Origin of the sequence: Cryobacterium sp. Y29, from assembly GCF_002929825.1 — a bacterium.
Taxonomy (GTDB): domain Bacteria; phylum Actinomycetota; class Actinomycetes; order Actinomycetales; family Microbacteriaceae; genus Cryobacterium.
The window spans coordinates 179,371-198,218 of record NZ_PJJN01000033.1 but is presented as its reverse complement, the minus strand read 5'-3'; the positions used below and the strand labels follow the sequence as shown (position 1 = coordinate 198,218).

20 protein-coding genes and 2 tRNA genes are annotated in these 18,848 nt (G+C 62.1%); 8 read left to right on the top strand and 14 right to left on the bottom strand.

Annotation, left to right across the window (positions count from 1 at the left end):
* Positions 1–76 precede the first annotated feature (76 nt).
* Positions 77–901, bottom strand: a complete 825-nt coding sequence (locus tag CXY74_RS10040; RefSeq protein ID WP_199183189.1) for a GTP pyrophosphokinase family protein — start codon at positions 899–901, stop codon at positions 77–79.
* A complete protein-coding gene (locus CXY74_RS10035) occupies positions 898–2,598 on the bottom strand; it encodes an alpha-amylase family glycosyl hydrolase (RefSeq protein WP_104200294.1) in 1,701 nt (566 codons plus the stop codon). Before CXY74_RS10035 ends, CXY74_RS10040 begins: the two co-directional genes overlap by 4 nt.
* Before the next feature lie 126 nt (positions 2,599–2,724).
* Here CXY74_RS10035 and CXY74_RS10030 point away from each other — a divergent pair.
* Positions 2,725–2,796, top strand: a tRNA-Thr gene (locus CXY74_RS10030).
* Positions 2,797–2,827: 31 nt separating this feature from the next.
* A tRNA-Met gene (locus tag CXY74_RS10025) sits at positions 2,828–2,901 on the top strand.
* Positions 2,902–3,024: 123 nt separating this feature from the next.
* Here the strand turns inward: CXY74_RS10025 and CXY74_RS10020 are convergent.
* On the bottom strand, positions 3,025–3,495 hold the full coding sequence (locus CXY74_RS10020; protein ID WP_104200293.1) for a hypothetical protein: 471 nt from the start codon (positions 3,493–3,495) through the stop codon (positions 3,025–3,027).
* A 117-nt stretch (positions 3,496–3,612) separates the two neighbouring features.
* Here CXY74_RS10020 and CXY74_RS10015 point away from each other — a divergent pair, with 117 nt between their 5' ends.
* Positions 3,613–3,810, top strand: coding sequence for a hypothetical protein (locus CXY74_RS10015; RefSeq protein ID WP_146070112.1), 198 nt, complete (start codon positions 3,613–3,615; stop codon positions 3,808–3,810).
* A 194-nt stretch (positions 3,811–4,004) separates the two neighbouring features.
* Here the strand turns inward: CXY74_RS10015 and CXY74_RS17575 are convergent, their stop codons facing one another.
* Entirely contained in the window at positions 4,005–4,217 is a 213-nt protein-coding gene (locus CXY74_RS17575) for an AraC family transcriptional regulator (protein WP_233193322.1), read from the bottom strand.
* Between the two features lie 33 nt (positions 4,218–4,250).
* Here CXY74_RS17575 and CXY74_RS10010 point away from each other — a divergent pair, with 33 nt between their 5' ends.
* Positions 4,251–4,649, top strand: coding sequence for an anthrone oxygenase family protein (locus tag CXY74_RS10010; RefSeq protein ID WP_158252344.1), 399 nt, complete (start codon positions 4,251–4,253; stop codon positions 4,647–4,649).
* Positions 4,650–4,757: 108 nt separating this feature from the next.
* On the opposite strand, the gene CXY74_RS10005 is transcribed toward CXY74_RS10010, so the two are convergent.
* Positions 4,758–4,994: a hypothetical protein gene (locus tag CXY74_RS10005; RefSeq protein ID WP_104200290.1), complete on the bottom strand. Its 237-nt coding sequence runs from the start codon at positions 4,992–4,994 to the stop codon at positions 4,758–4,760.
* 313 nt (positions 4,995–5,307) lie between these two features.
* On the opposite strand from CXY74_RS10005, the gene CXY74_RS10000 reads away from it, so the two are divergent.
* The gene (locus CXY74_RS10000) at positions 5,308–6,690 is read left to right on the top strand and encodes an MFS transporter (RefSeq protein WP_304481664.1); all 1,383 of its coding nucleotides are present in this window, start codon (positions 5,308–5,310) and stop codon (positions 6,688–6,690) included.
* 92 nt (positions 6,691–6,782) lie between these two features.
* Here CXY74_RS10000 and CXY74_RS09995 read toward each other — a convergent pair whose 3' ends face one another.
* Entirely contained in the window at positions 6,783–7,856 is a 1,074-nt protein-coding gene (locus CXY74_RS09995; protein WP_370446142.1) for a LysR family transcriptional regulator, read from the bottom strand.
* Between CXY74_RS09995 and mmsB the strand changes: the two genes are divergently transcribed.
* Positions 7,847–8,791, top strand: coding sequence for a 3-hydroxyisobutyrate dehydrogenase (gene mmsB / locus CXY74_RS09990; protein WP_104200287.1), 945 nt, complete (start codon positions 7,847–7,849; stop codon positions 8,789–8,791). The genes CXY74_RS09995 and mmsB overlap by 10 nt on opposite strands.
* A gap of 59 nt (positions 8,792–8,850) precedes the next feature.
* A complete protein-coding gene (locus tag CXY74_RS09985; protein ID WP_104200352.1) occupies positions 8,851–10,335 on the top strand; it encodes a CoA-acylating methylmalonate-semialdehyde dehydrogenase in 1,485 nt (494 codons plus the stop codon).
* 136 nt (positions 10,336–10,471) lie between these two features.
* Here CXY74_RS09985 and CXY74_RS09980 read toward each other — a convergent pair whose 3' ends face one another.
* The 8 genes from CXY74_RS09980 to mftA form a co-directional block, all read right to left on the bottom strand.
* Complete coding sequence (locus CXY74_RS09980; RefSeq protein WP_104200286.1) at positions 10,472–11,212, bottom strand: DUF429 domain-containing protein; 741 nt, start codon at positions 11,210–11,212, stop codon at positions 10,472–10,474.
* 98 nt (positions 11,213–11,310) lie between these two features.
* Positions 11,311–12,720, bottom strand: a complete 1,410-nt coding sequence (gene mftF, locus CXY74_RS09975; protein WP_104200285.1) for a mycofactocin biosynthesis glycosyltransferase MftF — start codon at positions 12,718–12,720, stop codon at positions 11,311–11,313.
* Positions 12,717–13,475: a mycofactocin biosynthesis peptidyl-dipeptidase MftE gene (mftE, locus tag CXY74_RS09970; RefSeq protein WP_104200284.1), complete on the bottom strand. Its 759-nt coding sequence runs from the start codon at positions 13,473–13,475 to the stop codon at positions 12,717–12,719. Before mftE ends, mftF begins: the two co-directional genes overlap by 4 nt.
* 130 nt (positions 13,476–13,605) lie before the next feature.
* Complete coding sequence (mftD, locus tag CXY74_RS09965) at positions 13,606–14,814, bottom strand: pre-mycofactocin synthase MftD (protein WP_104200283.1); 1,209 nt, start codon at positions 14,812–14,814, stop codon at positions 13,606–13,608.
* A gap of 269 nt (positions 14,815–15,083) precedes the next feature.
* Positions 15,084–16,247 carry an NDMA-dependent alcohol dehydrogenase gene (locus tag CXY74_RS09960; protein ID WP_104200351.1) on the bottom strand — a complete coding sequence of 388 codons (1,164 nt, stop codon included), beginning with the start codon at positions 16,245–16,247 and terminating at the stop codon, positions 15,084–15,086.
* Positions 16,248–16,298: 51 nt separating this feature from the next.
* The gene (gene mftC, locus CXY74_RS09955) at positions 16,299–17,693 is read right to left on the bottom strand and encodes a mycofactocin radical SAM maturase (protein ID WP_104200282.1); all 1,395 of its coding nucleotides are present in this window, start codon (positions 17,691–17,693) and stop codon (positions 16,299–16,301) included.
* Positions 17,690–17,965: a mycofactocin biosynthesis chaperone MftB gene (gene mftB / locus CXY74_RS09950; protein WP_104196868.1), complete on the bottom strand. Its 276-nt coding sequence runs from the start codon at positions 17,963–17,965 to the stop codon at positions 17,690–17,692. The genes mftC and mftB overlap by 4 nt, the downstream gene beginning before the upstream one ends.
* Before the next feature lie 9 nt (positions 17,966–17,974).
* On the bottom strand, positions 17,975–18,106 hold the full coding sequence (gene mftA, locus CXY74_RS09945) for a mycofactocin precursor MftA (RefSeq protein WP_104200281.1): 132 nt from the start codon (positions 18,104–18,106) through the stop codon (positions 17,975–17,977).
* A gap of 99 nt (positions 18,107–18,205) precedes the next feature.
* Here mftA and mftR point away from each other — a divergent pair, with 99 nt between their 5' ends.
* Positions 18,206–18,838, top strand: coding sequence for a mycofactocin system transcriptional regulator (mftR, locus tag CXY74_RS09940; RefSeq protein ID WP_104200350.1), 633 nt, complete (start codon positions 18,206–18,208; stop codon positions 18,836–18,838).
* Positions 18,839–18,848 lie beyond the last annotated feature (10 nt).

Below are 18,848 nucleotides of genomic sequence, written 5' to 3'. Positions count from 1 at the left end.
GGGTTTTTCGGAACGCCCGCAAATTGCAGGAGTTATGCGCGGTGGGCGGCCAGCTCACATTGCCGCCGCAGCCGGTTTAGCTCGGCTCGCTAAGCCCGCGCAGGAAGGACTCGAGCAGGCCCTTCGGTAGCGGAAACGGTGGCAGGCTGTCGAAGCTGAACAGATCGGCGTCATCGGTAATGGGTTCGAGTGCCACGACCTGGTCGTGCAGCAGTTCCATCTTCACATCAAGCCGGTTGGCGGCATCCGCTGCCTGCCGCAAGTCTTCTACCAGGGTGTCTGGCACGGCGCCGTTGTACTTGTAGTAGATCTTGTGTTCCAGGCTCGCCCAAAAGTCCATCGCGATCGTGCGGATCTGAATTTCGACGGTGACTGGCTGCACACGGTCGGACATGAATACCGGAATCGCGACGATGAGGTGCAGGCTCTGGTACCCGTTGGCCTTCGGTTCCCGGATATAGTCCTTGACTTGGAGCACTGTTATGTCGCGCTGTCCGGCGAGCATGTCGCGAACGCGATAGGTGTCGGAGATGAAGCTGCAGGTGATGCGAATTCCGGCGATGTCCTGGATATTGTCGCGGATTCCGGTCAGCTCGAGCGGGTGCCCCTTGCGGATGGCCTTCTTGAGAATACCCTCCGGCGACTTGAGTCGGGAACTGACGTGCTCGATTGGGCTGTAGTCGTGAATCGCACTGAATTCCTCCTTCAAAATGTTGATCTTGGTCAGTATCTCGTCGGTCGCGAACTTGTACGACATCATGAACCGGGTCAGTTCGAGCTTCAACTCCCGCATGGCGGCGATGCTCGCAGAGGTACTAGGCGAGACGCTGCCGGAGTCGGGAGAGACGACGCTGCCTGCGTCGGCCGCGCTGCCGACGGGTGCGTCGTCGAACGTGGTCATGGTTGAACGATGCGCAACCAGGCCGTCGTATCGCCCGGCAGGGTGCGACTGACGAGCTCTTCGCTCGCCAGCAGAACCTCGCCAGCGGGCAGCTGAACGGATGCCGACCCCGTATTCGCCACGACAATCACGTCGCCATTGCGGTACGCCGCGACCTCGGGGCCGAAGCCGTCGATCCACTCGACCGTGCCGGAGGCGAGGGAGTGCTCCCGGCGCAGTCGCAACGCGAGCTTGTACAGCTCGAGGGTTGATCCGGCCACGCCGTTTTGCTGGTCGCGAGCGAGCCCGGCCCATTCGGCCGGCTGCGGCAGCCAACTCTTCTCTCCGGTGCTGAAGCCGAACGACTCGCCGGCGGCTTCCCACGGAATCGGCACGCGGCATCCGTCTCGCCCGTAGCGTTCGCCGTTGGTGCGAAACCAGGTGGGGTCTTCGCGCGCATGGTCGGGCAGATCGACGGCCTCGGGCAAGCCGAGTTCCTCGCCCTGATACAGGTAGCTCGAGCCGGGCAGCGACAACATCAAAGCGGATGCCGCCCGCGCGCGCCGCAGTCCCAGAACAGTGTCGGGCAGTCCAACCGTCTTGGGGCCGATGCCGTGACCTTGCAGGTTATCGCCGGTGAGGGCGAGCCGGGAGGCGTGGCGCACGACGTCGTGGTTGGAGAGCACCCAGGTGCTCGGCGCCCCGACGTTGCCGAAAGCTTCGAGCGACTCGTCGATGACGCTCTTCAGCTGCGGCGCGTTCCACGGGGTCTCCAGGTAGGCGAAGTTGAAGGCCTGGTGCATCTCGTCTGGGCGTACCCACTTGGCCATCTGGCTGAGCGGATCAACCCAGGCTTCGGCCGCGAGAACGCGGTCGCCCGGGTAAGCGGCGAGCACCTGGTGCCAGTCGCGATAAATCTCGTGCACGCCGTCCTGCGCCCAATACGGGGCCGTCAGCGGCGTCTCGGCGCTGATCCCCGGTTCGAGAGCGGATGCCGGTGCCCCGCCCATGCTGCCGCCCTCGGCGGGAGGCGTGTAATCGGGGAGGCCGGGAGCCTTGATCATGCCGTGCGCAACATCCACTCGAAAGCCGTCGACGCCGCGGTCGAGCCAGAAGCGCAGCACCGCACGGAACTGCTCGCGCACCCACTCGCTGTCCCAGTCGAAGTCGGGCTGACTGCTGTCGAACAAGTGAAGGTACCACTGGCCGGGGGTGCCGTCCGGATCGGTCGTGCGGGTCCAGGCGAGGCCGCCGAAGACGGACTCCCAATTGTTCGGAGGTAGCTCGCCGCTTTTGCCCTTGCCGTCGCGGAAGGTGTAGCGGGCGCGCTCCTCGCTGCCAGGGCCGGCGGCGAGGGCAGCTTGGAACCAGCCGTGGTCACTCGAGGAGTGATTGGGCACGATGTCGACGATGACTCGGATTCCGAGGTCGTGGGCGGTGCGCTGCAGCACGTCGAAGTCGTCGAGGGTGCCGAACAACGGGTCGACGTTGCAGTAGTCGGAGACGTCGTAACCTGCGTCGCGTTGTGGCGAGGTATAAAAAGGAGACAGCCAAATGGCATCAATGCCCAGGTCTTTGAGCTGCGGCAGTCGCGCGCTGATGCCGGCGAGGTCTCCCATGCCATCACCGTTCGCGTCGGCGAACGATCGGGGGTAGATCTGATAGATGACGGCGGTGCGCCACCATTCGGTGCCAGGGGTCAGTTCGGTGCCAGTCATCCTAAAATGCTACGGCATTGGCGCTGTGTGCCTGTAGCGTGGAGAATGGTCTAGAGCGCCCTGTCGGGGTGATAAAGTTTCTAGGTTGCCAAAAACGCGGCGTTGCTACTGTTTTTTGGTTGCTCTGCCCCCTTAGCTCATTGGTAGAGCACTTCCTTGGTAAGGAAGAGGTAGTGGGTCCGATTCCCACAGGGGGCTCAGGCTTGGAAGCGAACAGCCGACAAGTCGCGGCGGGGTAGCTCAGTTGGTTAGAGCACACGGCTCATAATCGTGGTGTCGCGGGTTCAATTCCCGCTCCCGCTACACGGTACTCACTAAAATCGCCCCGGACTTCTGCGGAAGTCCGGGGTATTTTTTCGCCGATTTTGGGCGAACCCCGCATAAACCCCGCAGATTGAAATCGTGTGTAGTCGACATTCGATTGTCTCAATGGCCCAATTCCGACTGACTTTTCGTCCCTCCCAGCACGCGTGGCGCCAGTCGGACGTTTGCCCGCTCCGAGGTGGGAAGAGTGTTGACCCACATCACTGGACGCACGGCACTGTCTCCTTCCCTTTCCCAGAATGGTTCGAAGGTGTACGCGTATCCTTTGCCTTTCAAGCAGGCCACCGTGATCGTCTGCGTTTCAATCCACTCGCGCCCGTTGGTCTGCTCGTCGGGAGTCATCGCCGTGAAAGCGTCGGATAACAGCGGATCGACAATGTCGGTAGGTTCGATTGAGTCAGCGTCCGACGTTTCCGATTTTGTTGGTGCCTCGGTTGGCGCGGGGATAATCGCGTCGGCTGGGACGATTGCCTCGGCAGGGACGCTTTCTGCCGCGCGGGTGGCTGACTCGTCTGCGTCTGCGTCTGCGTCTGCGTCTGCGTCTGCGGGGTTGAGCGTTGCCGCCGCGGCCATTCCGAAGACGGTCAGCGAGAGGGTGATTGCTATTTGGGTGGAAGCGACGCATGGAACGTTCGTTCCGAGCTCGAGGAGCCATCGGGCACGCGCACTCGACGCCTGCTCCGTCGTGCAATGGCACTGGTTCGTGCAGCAGGGAGTGACGTCGAGGTCGATGCCGACCTTTGCATCCGCCGGCGCGCAAGCGGAGTTGAGGTTCTACGCACTGCCGCCGACCTCGGCGACCCCCACTGCCTTTTGGAAACCGTGCGCCGCGACCTCGAAACCAAGACCGTCGAGGAGTTCGTGCGCGAATGGCGCGTTCTCGACTGAGGGTCAGCCCGCTGGACGTCTGGCCACACCTTACGAGATGGACCCGTGCAACCAGGCCCGCAGACCATTCAGATCGTGAAGGGACATTGCCAGACACGCTCAAGCAGCACGACGACGAGGTTGACCATGACCTCTCACAACTTCGAACGGCTATCCCGTAATGAGACAAAACGTGCCTTCCCGTTTGGCTTCGGTCAGCCGGTTTGTGTGGGCAGAGGAGTTTGTCGGTGGCGGCGATATTCGGTGGGGCTTACACCGTGGTGGCGTTTGAAGGCGGTGCTGAGGGCGAAGGGGCTGCCGTAGCCCACCTGTTGGGCGATGTCTGCGGTTGTCCGACGAGGGTCGGAAAGCAGCTCGCCGGCCAGGAGCGCCGTGACGGCGGCAGCGGCGGTCGGGGCAGGTGTCACCGGAGGGGGGTCTACTTTACGTTCGCCACAATCGTGTCTCCGGCCCTGCGACTGCGTTCCGCCCCGGAGGCCGTGGCCGTAATGCAACGGGTCAACGAAAATGCCGTCCGTGCCCCATTCATGATCGTCTTCTTCGGGGGCGCCCGGGCCGCGTGCGCGGCAGCCGTCACCGCTCTGCTTCAGGACGCTAGCGCCGGAATGGTCCCCGTTCGCGTCATCGGCGCAGGCCTGACAGTGGCGTCCTTCGCCACGACAATGTTGTTCAACGTGCCGCGGAACAACGCGCTGGCCCGGATCAGGCCATCCGAGGGGGACGTCGCTGACGCGTGGCGATCTTTCGACGCAGGTTGGAGTCGTGCAAATACGACTCGAGCCGTGCTGGCGATCGTCGGCTCGGCGTTTCTCGCCTCGTCGCTGGTCCAACGCCTCTAGCTAGAGAGCGAACCCTCATGACGGCATCATTGGGCGCACGGTCACGATGGACATTGCCGATCCGGTTGAGCAAATACGCACGGTTGAGGCCCGACGAGTGCCGGGGTTTTATTCGGAGCTGAGGGTGCGCATGACGTCTCTTCTCAGACCGACCAAGGTCGGAACCAGCGTGGCGAGCAGGATGAGCGCGCATCCGATGCCCGCAATGATGAGGCCGGGCATGGCATCGATTGTGGCGGTGGCACCAGGAACGGCAGTTGACAGGCCTGCGGCGATGATGACGCTGCTAGCGACGATGATGACAAGGGCGAGAATCGCAGCGGTGATGACGTAGATGACGGCCATGACCGAATGATTCAAGCGCGTGAGCGGCTGCCCTTGCACGGCTCGGGATCACAGCTGGCACCGCCGCCGGAGGAAGGGCGGTGCTACTCGTCGGTGGGCGACGTTGTGTCAGTGGCCTCCCGCTTGACCTCTCGCAACATTCAGCTAGCAGCCCTGTGCATTGGTGCAGATGGTCTCTGCATGAATCGACGTTGTGTGATGTCGACGGCACGGCAATACTTTCAATGGTTCAAGTGATGGTTTTGTCGTCGCATTTATAAAGTTGGATGCGCTATTCCACGCAGTGTCAGAGTTGACACCGAAGGAGATTGAATTGAGCACGCAAGTTCCCACAAGCCAGAGTGGTACAGAGAAAAAACCGACAGGATTGAAGAAAGTGGTGGCGGCCTCAATGGCCGGCACCATCGTTGAATGGTATGAGTTCTTTCTGTATGGCTCGCTGGCGACTTTGGTGTTTGGCCAAGTGTTCTTTCCCAATGCCGGCTCGCAACTTGACGGTATCCTCGCGGCCTTTCTGACCTACGCCGTCGGCTTTCTCGCACGTCCAATCGGCGGAATCGTCTTTGGCCACTTTGGTGACAAGTTTGGGCGCAAGCGATTGCTCCAGGTTGCCATTGTTTTGGTCGGCGTATCCTCATTCCTAATGGGATGTTTGCCAACGTTTGATCAAGTTGGCTATTGGGCGCCGGCGCTTTTGGTGTTCTTGCGATTCGCTCAGGGCTTTGCGGTTGGCGGCGAATGGGGTGGCGCCGTATTGCTGGTAGCCGAGCACAGTCCCAACAAATCCCGTGGGTTCTGGGCCAGCTGGCCGCAGGCAGCCGTTCCGGGAGGAAACTTGCTGGCCACCGTCGTTCTCCTGGGGCTGTCTGCGACCCTGCCCGAGGAAGCATTCCTCAGTTGGGGCTGGCGGGTCGCATTTTGGCTCTCAGCGGTAATCGTCATTGTCGGGTACTACATTCGCACGAAGGTTCAGGATGCCCCGATCTTCGAAGAATCACGTCTGAAGGCTGAAGCTGCACCCACGCCGGGCTACGGCGCCATTGAAGTATTTCGACGTTACCCGCGCGGTGTCTTCACCGCCATGGGACTGCGATTTGCAGAAAACGTGCTGTATTACCTCGTCGTCACCTTCTCGATCACGTACCTGGTGGTGGTGGTCAAAATGGACACAGCCAAGATCTTGTTGCTGATGCTCATCGCGCATGCAATCGAGTTCTGTCTTATTCCGCTGGTCGGAAAACTCTCCGACGCGGTTGGCCGGAAACCCGTTTACTTGACGGGCGCGGTGTTGGGCTCGACCTGGGGATTCTTTGCCTTCCCCATGATGGAGACCGCGGATGAACTGATCATTATGATCGCCGTCACGATCGGCCTTGTGTTCCACGCACTGATGTACGCCGGACAACCCTCAATCATGTCGGAAATGTTTCCCACCCGAATGCGGTATTCCGGTGTTTCACTCGGGTACCAGGTCACGTCGATCGTGGCTGGTTCGCTCGCCCCGATTATCGCCACCGCTTTGCTGAGGGGCACCGGGTCATCGGTGCCGATTGCCGTTTATCTGTTGGTCGCCTGTGCGGTGACGGTGGTCGCTGTGGTGTCCATGAAAGAAACGAGAGGAACCTCGCTTCACGATGTCGATGCAGCCGACGTAGAAAAAACGGCGGCACTGCGCGAACGCACCGATGCACGATAAAGCGTCAGATAGACGGGCCCGGAGTTGCGGACAAACTGATCTGCTGCAGGTAGATCTGTAAAACCACAGGCCGGGTGGGGCCGCCGTACCAGTTAGGCCGCCAGTTCGTTCCGGCGCTCGGAGACCTCCTGCTGGATGGCCTCAATTGCTGCCTTCACGGCCATGGATCGAAGAGACTCGGCGCGGGCGGCAGCCCAAATAGGCAGCTCTCGGTGAAAAGAATCCGGTAGCACGGGGACAAAACCCGGCTGCCCCCACACCATGAAAGACGGAAGCAACCCGATGCCGCTGTGGCGTCGCACGGCTTCGACCTGGGCGAAAATACTGGTGGATTGAAAGATCGCGGCTGGATTTGGTAACTGTGACGAGCGATGCCCCAGCTCGGCGACCTGGAGGGATGACTCGACGTAGGACACAAAGTTGTGGTCCTTGATGTCATCAATAGTCTGTGGAGTTCCTTTCGTGGCGAGGTATTCGGGGCTGGCATACAGTCGGATGAAATAGTTCGTCAGAAAGATCGTCTGTGCTCTACTCGAGTCGATTGGGCCGACCACGACTTCCAGGTCGACGCCGGAGCGGTTCTGGTTGATCTTTCTCGTCGCGCTGAGCATCTCTACATTCAGCTTGGGATGTTTCTGTTGAAGCTTGACCAAGGCGGGGGTGACAAAAGCTGCGCCGAAGCCGTCGGGCGTGCTGATGCGTACGAGTCCGAAAAGCGGATCCGCGTCATGCGCCAGTGTTGAAGTGAGAGCGCCCAGGCTGGTCTCGATGATCTCAGCTGCACGGACTGCCTGGTTTCCGAGCTCCGTGAGTTCCCATCCGTGCGGGCTTCGCTCGAGGGTACGCCCACCCAGCCGCTTATCCAGCGCCAGAATCCGGCGGGAAATGGTGGTGTGGGTGGTTTCCAGCGCCTCGGCCACGGCGGTGAATCGCCCCAGGCGCGCCACGGTGAGCAGGATGAGCAGGTCATCCGGGCTCGGGAACCGCTTGAAATCAACCATCACGCGCCGGCCTTCTGCCAATGGGTACATCAGCGTATTTGTGCATGAATGCACAGGGTCTCTGTATTTTTTTATCTTGATTGCACCGTAACACGGTGTCAGGGTAGTTATAAATAAAGTGCGTTCTCGCTGGAAAAGAGCAAAGGAGCTTGCGAATGGCTGCAATTGGATGGATCGGTCTGGGCAATATGGGTGGCCCAATGACGGCAAACCTGGTGAAGGCCGGGCATGAAGTGCGCGGCTTCGACCTGAATCCGCAGGCGCTCGCGACCGCGGCGGCCAATGGCCTCACACCGGCAAGCAGCATCGCGGATGCTGTCTCCGGCGCCGAGGTCGTCTTCACCATGCTGCCCAAAGGTGAGCACGCCATTGCCGTGTATCTGGGTGAAGGCGGCGTGCTGGCCTCGGTGAGTCCCGGTACCCTTCTTGTCGATTCCTCCACCATTGACGTCGAATCCGCGCAGAGGCTTCACGATGCGGCAGCCGAGGCTGGATTCCGCTTTGTTGACGCTCCCGTTTCCGGCGGGATCAGCGGTGCTCAGGCTGGAACATTGACGTTCATGATCGGCGGGGAACCCGACGCCGTCTCTGATGCCAGCACGTTCATCGAGTCGATGTCTGCCAACATCATTCCGACCGGCGGTGCGACCACAGGCCAGGCCGCGAAGATCTGCAACAATCTCATGCTGTTCATCAATCTCGCGGGGGCCGCTGAAGGTGCCGTTCTGGCCGATCGTCTCGGTCTTGACAAGCAGGTGTTCTGGGACATCGCGTCGGTTTCCTCCGGTGACAGTTGGGCCCTGCGCACCTGGTATCCGATTGCCGGAGTCGTGGCATCCTCCGCTGCTAACACTGCTTTTGCACCGACGTTCACGACGGAGTTGGCCAATAAAGATATCGGCTTGGCTATCGCCGCCGCGCGGGCAACGAATACACCACTGGAGATTGGGGCGCATGTGCAGCAATTGTTCCAGCGCGTTCTGGATGCTGAACAGGGCGGTAAAGACTGCTCCATAATCGTCAAGCTCGTCGATGGAACCCTGGCTCCTGACCCCGAACCGGAACAGATTCCGGCGCTAGCCCAAGCGCAGGTCAGCTGATGACAACGGTCGTGACCTCATCCACTGACCCGCGTCCCGCAGCTACAGAGAGCACTCCCATGCAGCGAATTCCGCATTACATCAATGGTCGAAAGATCACCGACGCCGAGCGTTTCGCCCCCGTATACAATCCCGCCACCGGAGAGCAAAACAAAGAGGTCGCTTTGGCTTCAACATCCCGGGTCGAGGAAGCTATCGAGGCCGCCAGTGCGGCGCTGCCGGGGTGGCGGGCCACCAGCCTGGCCAAACGCACCAACATCTTTTTCAAGGTTCGAGAGCTCCTCAGCGAGCGCAAGTCGGAGCTGGCGGCCATTCTCACTAGCGAACACGGCAAGGTACTCTCTGATGCGGAGGGCGAGATTACCCGGGGCCTGGAGAATATCGAGTTCGCCACCGGACTCTCCCACATGCTCAAGGGGGAGCACTCAGAGCAGGTATCGACCGGCGTCGATGTTCACTCGGTGCGCCAGCCGGTTGGCGTAGTGGCCTGCGTTACTCCGTTCAATTTTCCGGCCATGGTGCCGCTCTGGATGATCGGCAGTGCGCTGGCCTGTGGCAACACCGTTCTGCTCAAGCCCAGCGAGAAAGACCCATCTACGGCCATTTTCATTGCCGAGATTTTCTCCGAGGCAGGGCTCCCCGACGGCGTGCTGAACGTTATCCAGGGCGACAAAGAAGCCGTGGATGCACTGTTGGAACACCCGCAGGTGAAGGCCATCAGCTTCGTCGGATCCACGCCTGTTGCCAAGTCCATCTATAAGCGGGCCGCCGAAAACGGCAAGCGCGTGCAGGCGCTGGGCGGCGCTAAGAACCACATGGTGGTACTCCCGGATGCCGATCTGAACATGGCTGCAGATGCGGCCGTGTCGGCGGCGTACGGCTCAGCGGGGGAGCGCTGCATGGCGGTCAGTGTGCTCGTGGCCGTTGGCGGTATTGCTGATGAACTCGTCGATGCCATCAAGCAGCGGATGGCCGGACTGACGATCGGCGCTGGGACGGATGCTGCTTCAGAGATGGGCCCGCTGATCACCGCTGCGCACCGCGACAAGGTTGCCTCGTATGTTGCCGGAGCAGCGGATGAAGGTGCCACCGTTGTTGTGGACGGTCGCCAGCACCAGTTTGATACAGATGGCTTCTTCATCGGCGTCAGCCTGATCGACCACGTGAAGCCAGGCATGAAGGTATACGACGACGAGATCTTCGGCCCCGTACTGTCAGTCGTTCGCGTGGATACCTTTGAAGATGCCATTCAGTTGACCAACGCGAACGAGTTCGGCAACGGGGCAGCCATTTTCACGCGTGACGGCGGCGCCGCGCGGCAATTCGAATTTGAGATTGAGGCCGGAATGGTCGGGGTCAACCTGCCCATACCGGTGCCGGTTGGGTCGTTCTCCTTCGGCGGCTGGAAGTCATCACTGTTCGGTGATACCCACATGTATGGGCCGGACAGTATTCGTTTCTACACCCGTAACAAGGTGGTGACCACTCGTTGGCCCGACCCAACGACGAGTGAGATCAACCTCGGGTTTCCGCAAGTCAGCTGATCTCCAGCCCCAGCGGCGAACCCTCAAATACCCCGGGATCGCGGCATCCGTGCCGTGGTCCCGGAGTGAGCGGATCAGATTATGAGCCGTAAACGACAGCGCAGCAGGGTGGGAGAACTGAGAAACACTCTGTCGATTACCGGAGTAGATCGGCGAGAGCGCCGGACGGGAGCAAGATCCAGCCTTCCCGCCGGGCACGATCACGCATGGATGGTTCAGGCGGCTCGTAGAATCCCAGGGCGGCGCTGCGGGCGGCGAGTGCGGCGACCACGGCGTCGAAGGCATCCGCTGAAATGATCATCTGTGGCGCGAACGGACCGAGATCGAGCCAGGGCGCGACATCCTGAATGTGTTGGAGAAGCTGCTTTCGGATGGTGGGCTCCGTTCGGTACCCCGTTGTGGAGAAGCCCCACAGTCGTAGCGATGCTCCCGGGTAGATTTCTGCGACGACTCCAGAACCCGACCTGTCGACGATGATGCCGGTCTCGGAGATTCTGGCCAGCAGCCCGGCGCACCGCATGGCGGTGAGTCCGAGCCGGTCGGTGGACACGCTGAGCGGCCATCGTCCGGTTCTTTTTCGTACGTCACGATCGGTCTCGCGGTAGGCCAGAGTGCGGCGCCAGTCCATTCCGCCGTCGACTCCGGGCCGGCTCGGGTCGCCGCTGGAGTGCGCGACCACAAAGTGCACGAACTCGTCCGGCCAACCGAACGCGCAGTCGATGCCGAGTTTCTCAACAGTGCCCGCTGTGCGGGCGATGATGTTGTCAGCGACGCCGAGCTGGAGCTCACACAGTGATGCTCGGCTGTCGGCCCAGTCGATGACGGCCAGGGCGGTGCCTTTGGGCTCGGCGGCGAGATCCACTCCGGCAGTGCGCATGCCCTCAGTTTAGGAGGGGTGGACGCCCGTTGGGATAGCGCTGTGTGCACGTGCCGGTGGCTCGTGCGGTGATGCTGCTCCCCTGCTGGATCGGAGAACTAGCGACGCCCGCGAATGTCGGGGCGAAGCGCCGCCGTCGAGCGCCCGCGGAGCGCGCCGAGCCAGAGGCCTGCCCCGTAGGCGAGGTCGTCGGCTCGGCGTGCGATCCCGAAGCGCACGACGTCGAGTTGCGGTTTCGTGCGGCGGTAGTCAAGGACGACGTCGAGAATGGCGGCGGCGATCGTTGCCCGGCGTACCCGTCGGGAGACGATGCTGCCGAGCACCGCGAGTGGCCACCAGTGCCGCGTGAGCAGGGCCATCGTCTGCGAAACCGATGCGGCAACGCCGGTGGACGTCAGCTCGATACCGATACGCAGCGGATGCTCGTGGCGGGATAGCTTGCGCGAGATGCGCACGGCGGCAACGGCTGAAATGGCGAGGGCGAGGGGAACCGACCAAACCCGCTGGGCGAGCAACGCCACCATGACGCTGACGCTCCAGGGCGCGAGGATCGCCGGGGCGATGTTGCCCGGATGTCGGAGTGCCAATGCATGGCCGCCCGTGCCGTAGAACGCTTTGCGTTTGGCCCAGTCAGACAACGTGACTCGGTGTTCGTGGGCGCTCGTCGCGGCCGGTTCGTAGCGCACCCTCCACCCCCGTTCGACGAGTGTCCACACGAGGTCGACGTCTTCGCCGACTCGCATACCGTCGCTGAACCCGGCACCGAGGGCTTCGACCCGGGCCACGACGAAAGCCGTTGACACCCACGACACCCGCGCGCGCGGCCGCACCGTGGCGGGAGTCGGTCCGAGGTCGAGCGATGACCGCGCGTCCTCGTAACGAGAGATCCAGTTGACTCGGGTCGACAGCTGGAGCCCGATCACTCGCGGGGCGACGAGAGCAACCCTCGGATCAACGAAGTGCCGGAGCAATGTTGCGACAGCCCCGTCGGTGACGACCATGTCGTTGTCGACGAATGCCACGTAGGTCGTGTGCACCAATCGCAGCCCAGCATTGCGGGCCCCAGCCGGACCCAGGTTCTCGGGCAGGCCGATGAAACGGGCTCCGGCGGCGGCGGCGATCCGTTTCGCCTCACGGGGATCGGGCGAAGCATCATCGACCACGATGACTGATTTGTGGGGCCCGATACTCGTGAGAAGGCGGTCGAGGGATTGCGGCCGGCCGTAGGTTGGAATCACGTAGGTGACGTCGCTCTCATCCGCTGCCGGAAGCGTGTCGAGTACCGGATCGGCCATACCAATTTCGAGCAGCTTGTCCACGAGGGCGCCCGAGCCGGCACCGTCGACGGCCAAGCGGCGCCCGGCGAACATGCTGGCGGCGGCCCGGGAGAGATAGATTGCGCGGGTCGGGGAACCTCCGACCAAGGATCGGCCCTGGTCACGGACCGTGACCGTGCGATTGAGCTCGACCGTGAAACCGGGTGGGAGCACAGCAGCGGGCGGCTTCATGGTCTATCTTCCCTAGCGTCCGGTGCCGGTGCTGTGCTCCGAGCGAGGTCGCGGAGGCATCCGCGCGGGTCGATGGACTCGTCGAGGATCCGGCGCTGCACACCCTCGCACATCTCGGACATGAACGCAGCGCCGGTCGTGGCGGTGGCTCCGGTCGGGTCGCCCAGAATTCCGGTCGGCGATACCGCCCGCACGCCCTCCAACTTGAGCCGGCCCAAAAGGGCAGCCATCGGCGTCGTCGCGCCAGGCACCACCGATGCCAGGTCGACCAACTTGGCGTCGAGATGCAGCAGAATCGATGTCTCGGTGAGTCCGGCATGGGCATCTCCCCGGGCAACCGTGCACGGAGCCCAGGCGACAGCGTGCCCCTCACCCCGGAGCAGGGAAACGGATGCGGTGAGCGCAGCAAGGTTTCCGCCATGGCCGTTGACGAGCACAATGCGACCAGCCCAGGTCGACAGGGAGCGCACCAGCTCGACAATGACCATCGTGAGGGCTTCGGTGCCGATCGACACGGTTCCCGGAAAATTCTGATGCTCACCGCTCGCCCCGTACGGCAGGGCGGGGGCGACGACGACGCAATGCCCCCTGATGGCCAGATCAGTGGCGACTCGCTGTGCCACCGCCGAGGCGATTATGGTGTCGGTGGAGAACGGCAGGTGTGGTCCGTGCTGCTCCGTCGACCCGAGGGGCACGAGCACGACTGGGGTAGGCGACAGCGCTGGCCAGGTGCTGTACGCCAATTCACCGTGCATTCGTGCCCCCTCATTCGACTTCTAGTTTGGCCCCGAAAAGTGCCGGGCGCCGCCACAGCACGGTGACATGGCAGTAACGTGGCGGTGACGCGGCGGTGACGCGGCGATGACGTGGTTGATGGTGACGTGATTAGTGCCGGGTTGTCGCTTCGATTGTGCTCAGCGTCGCGCCGAGGGTGCGCGAGAACGTCGGCGGGATGTAGAAGTCTGCGGGTGATAGCTCGTGGATTGAATTATGCCCGAGGCCGAGCACCGCAGAGTCCAGTCCGCCACGCAGAATGTCGAGCACGTTCTCGACTCCGGCCTGGCCGTTTGCAGCGAGGCCCCAGAGGTAAGCGCGGCCGATCATGACCGCGCGTGCACCGAGTGCGAGGGCCTTGGCGACGTCGCTGCCTCGACGGATGCCACCGTCGAGCACGATTTCCACGTCGCCGTTCACCGCCTCGGCCACCGAAGCCAGCATGCGGATCGATGCCGGTGTTCCGTCGAGGTTGTTGCCGCCGTGATTGGACACGGAAATAGCCGTTACACCCGCGTCGACGGCTCGGCGGGCATCGTCGATTCGGGTGACGCCCTTGAGCATGAAGGGTCCTCCCCAGGTGTCGCGCATCCAGGCCACGTCCTCCCAGGAGGGCGGTGGAGTCTGCATCCACTCGTAGTAGGCGCCGAAGAATGTTGGTGCAGTGCCGCCGGGGGGAGTGAGATTGGGAGCGGTGAGGTCGGGGATACGACCGGACTTCGCGAAACGCACAAGCCATTGTGGGTGGGGGAGCACGTTGGGCGCGAAGTTGATCATTGTTTTCAGGCTCATCTTCTCCGGAATCTGCGGGCTGCCCCAGTCGCGACCGTTGGAGAATGACCAATCGAGGGTGGCGATGAGTCCCTTGGCTCCGGCGGCCCGCGCCCGGTCCATCCGCTGCACCATCGATTCCCGCGAGCCCGACCAGTACATTTGGAAAAGCGTGTTCGGGTTGGCAGCAATTACGTCTTCAACAGGTTTGCTGGCGAACGAACTCAGGCCCATGATGGTGCCGCGGTTAGCGGCTGCCCGGGCAACGGCTACTTCACCGTCGGGGTGCACAGCCTGCACCCCTGTGGGAGAGATGATGACCGGCAAAGAAATGGGTATGCCCATCACGGTTGTCGTGAGGTCGCGCACTGCCTGATGCCCGGCGACATGCGGTGAGAAGCCTAGTTCACCGAAAGCTGCCATGTTGTCGTCGATGGTCAGCCCGCGCTCGGAACCGGCAACGAGAGCCCCATACACGGACGAGGGGAGGGCTTTCTTGGCTCGTCGTTGTGCCTCGGCTACGGTTTCAAACCAGGCATTTTTCGCCATGGCAATTCCTGCTTTCTTGTTGTCGGTCAGGTTCTACAAGGTGGCCGCGAATCCTACCGATATCACGGTGGGCATGCATGAGATGGGCGGTTCCGAGCCCGGTTGTCGTGAGCTGACGCACCGCTGATTTCACCTCTTCCCTGAGCGCATTTTCGTGAGCGAATCGTGCTCAGGGGGAGAAGCGGATGCCGTGCAGGGCGTGACACCCGCTTCTCCGGACTATCTGTTCGCACTACTTGATTACTGCGCTGGCCTGCGCTTCGGTGTGCCTAGACCCCGACGGTGGCCGCTTCGCGCGCGACCGCGGGTGACTCCGCAGCCACCGGTGAGAGGAGGATGACGCCTCGAATGTTCCGTCCGTCCCGCATATCTTGGTACGCATCATTGATCTGGTCGAGCGTGTACCGGTTGGTGACGAGTTCGTCGAGCTTGAGCTTGCCCTGCTTATACAAGCCGAGCAGCGTCGGGATGGCGTAGCGCGGAGACCAGGATCCGTAGAGCGCACCCTGGATACGCTTCTGGTTCATGACCAGGCTGAACAGGTCCGTCGGAATGCCGACCTCGCCGAGCGGTGACATCGACGTGACGACGACGATTCCACCCTTTCGGATGGCATCCGTCGCCGTGTTGACGATGTCGCCGTGCAACACGCCCGGAGTGCAGATCGCGGCGTCTGCGCCCTGCCCGTTCGTGATGCTGCGCACAAAATCGACAGCGGCTTGCGCCTCAGCGAAGACCTCCGTCGCTCCGAACTCGGGTGCTTTCTCCCGTTTGAACGGTGCCGGGTCGACCACAACGATGTGCGAAGCGCCGGCTGCGGCCGCGCCCTGGACGGCGTTCATGCCGATGCCGCCCACACCGAAAATGATCACCACGTCACCGTTGTGAATGTCGGCCGCATTCACGGCCGAGCCGTACCCGGTCGGCACACCGCAGGCGACCAGTGCGGCGACATCCAGGGGAATGTCGGGATCGATCTTGACGATGGATGCCTCGTCGAAGACCTGCCACTCGGCGAACGTTCCCAATGCGGCCATCGTGGCGAGATCTTCGCCGTTGGAGTGCATGCGGTAGCCGCCGGAGGGCTGGTTCCCGATCAGGGTATTCGCGCCGAAGTCGCAGAGATTCTGCAGCCCCATCGCGCACCACCGGCACTTTCCGCAGGAGGGGATGAACGACGTGACGATGTGATCGCCCACCGCGTAGTCCGTGACCTGGCTGCCGATGGCGCGGATAATGCCAGCACCTTCGTGTCCGCCGACGATAGGAAGGTTGATCGGCATGTCTCCGCTCGCGGCATGGTCGTCGCTGTGGCACAACCCGGTGGCGACCAGTTCTACCAGCACTTCCGTGGGACCCGGATCGTCCAGATCTACCTCTTCGATCTGCCACTGTCCCGGTTGTTCACGAAGTATGGCTGCATGGGTTTTCATCATGTTCTCCTTTTTGTGATGCGTTCGATCCACGTCGTCGTGGACCGCGTTTCAACTGCAGCTGCACGCGCCTTTCCTGCCGCATGCGCAGCCGGATAGCGAACTCGCGAGCAGATTTATCCCGGACAGGGGGGGCTCATTCAAGGCCTCTGCCGGTGGTTGTTCGGGCGTGAACCCGACGAGGGGGCCGACTTCGCAGTCGCTGGCGTTCACCGGAGCTAGCCCGGCGCGACGGCTCAGCGTGAGCTGTATCGGTCCCATTCCTTCGCGACCGGCTCGGGTCGTGCGGTGGGAGTGGTCGACGATTGATGATTTTGGAAGCTCCACCGCTGTGCCCGTGCGGTTCTTCAGCAACTCTTCGCCGTAGCCCTGGACGCATTCCGGGTCGGGGCCGTCCAGCGGCAGTCCGGTGAAGAATTTTGCGGCCATGCAGCCGCCCTTGCAGGTGTCGAAGAACGCGCACGAGGTGCAGGCTCCACCCGACTGCGGTTCGCGGAGCTTGAGAAAGAGTTCTGAGTGCTTCCAGACCTCCTGGAACCCGCCCTCTGAGCGCACATTGCCGGCGAGGAACTCTTCGTGGATGGCGAAGGGGCAGGCGTAGACGTCGCCGATGGGGTCGATGAGGCAGACGACACGGCCCGCGCCGCAGAGGTTGAGCCCGGGCAGGGCGTCGCCAAAGGCGGAGAGATGGAAGAACGAGTCGCCGGTGAGCACACCATCTCCGTGTGCGACGAGCCAGTCGTAGAGTTCGCGCTGCTGTGTTTGGGTCGGGTGCAGTTCGTCCCAGACGTCCGCTCCGCGACCGGAGGGGCGCAGGCGGGTGAGCCGCAATTGGGCGTCAAATGTGTCGGCGATGGCTTTGAAGTCGTCGAGCTGGCTGATGTTCTGGCTCGTGCAGACGACCGATATCTTGAATCCCTTGAAGCCGGCGTCATACATGTTCTGCATGGCTTTCATGGCCGTCGCGTAGGAGCCGGGGCCGCGCACATGATCGTTGACTTCGGCTGTGGCGCCGTCGAGCGAGATCTGCACGTCGACGTAGTCGCTTCTCACGAGACGCTGGGCAATTTCCGGGGAGATTTTCACGCCGTTGGTGGAGAATTTGACTCCGACGTGATGTTCGGAGGCGTAGTCGACGAGTTCCCAGAAATCGGGACGCACGGTCGGTTCACCGCCGCCGATGTTGACGTAGAAGACCTGCATCCGCTCGAACTCGTCGATGACGGCCTTCGCCTCTGCCGTCGTCAACTCGCGAGGATCGCGGCGCCCGGAACTCGAAAGGCAGTGCACGCAAGACAGATTGCACGCATACGTTAATTCCCAGGTCAGACAGATGGGGGCGTCGAGGCCGTATTCGAAGAGATCGACAAGACGCTCGGTCTTGCGGGGAGTGTCTTTCGGGGCGAGAACGAAGGGGGATGTAGGGGATGCATCAAGAAGAGTCACGAGGCCCTTTCGATGACCATGGAGGATTTCGCGAGTGTGCTGAGTGCGCGCTGGTAGCGGGGAAGATCGCTCTCAGCGATGCCAGCGGCCGTGCAGGCTGCACGGGCAGTTGGGGCTTCTGCGAGAGTTCTCACGACGGCGAGAAGCGTCGTGTCCTTCAGGAACGAGAGCTTGCGGGTGCCGAAATGGTAGAGCAACGCGCCGAACGGCTCCGGGCGAACGGACACCTGGGGATGAAGATCCCATCCCCGGTCAAGATTCAGGTCGGGCATGTCGGCGATTTAGTAGACGCCGCACATGCCATCGATCGAGATCTCCTCGACCAGAGTGTCGGATTCGAGATCGAACCCGACAGATTGTTCCGGGGCGGCGGGTGCAAACTCGGTGGGGCTGGTCTTTTTTGCGGAAACCATGTGGTACTCCTTGTGCTAGAAATCGACATCGGTGGCGAAAGCTTGGTGCATGCATCAGACTAGTGGCACTCAGTGCCGAAAGAGAAGGGGTACCTGCAGATGAATGAGCGCTCTGTGGCACCGCGGATGGGCCGGCAGCCGCTGACGACCCGCGCCGCCCTGAGCCACGTCGCGCTTCAACTTTTTCTTGAGCGCGGTTTCGAACAAACGACCGTCGATGACATTGCCACCGCCGCCGGAATTGGGCGTCGAACCCTGTTTCGATATTTTCCCTCCAAGAACGATCTGCCCTGGGGGGACTTCGAAGCGGAACTTGCACGTATGCGAGTGTTCCTGGCCGCTACCGACGCGACCGTGTCCGTCGGCGATGCGCTCGCAGCGGCGGTCATCGAATTCAACCGATTCCCGCCCGAGGAAGTTCCCTATCATCGCGAGCGGATGCACCTGCTGTTGAACGTTCCGGCACTGTTAGCGCACTCCACGCTCCGCTACGCCGAGTGGCGCCGGGTCGTGTCGGATTTCGCGGCTGACCGCTTGGGAGTAGCCGTCGACGCGATCGAACCGACGGTGATCGGTTGGGTATTCCTCGGTGCATCGCTTGCGGCGTACGAGCAGTGGCTCAGAACTGACGACTCAGACCTCATCGAGCTGCTGGAGTCGGCCCTTGTGCTGCTTCGGGAGGGGTTTGCACCGGGTCACTCACCAACCGTTCAACCCGGCGGACGGGCGTGAATTTCACGGA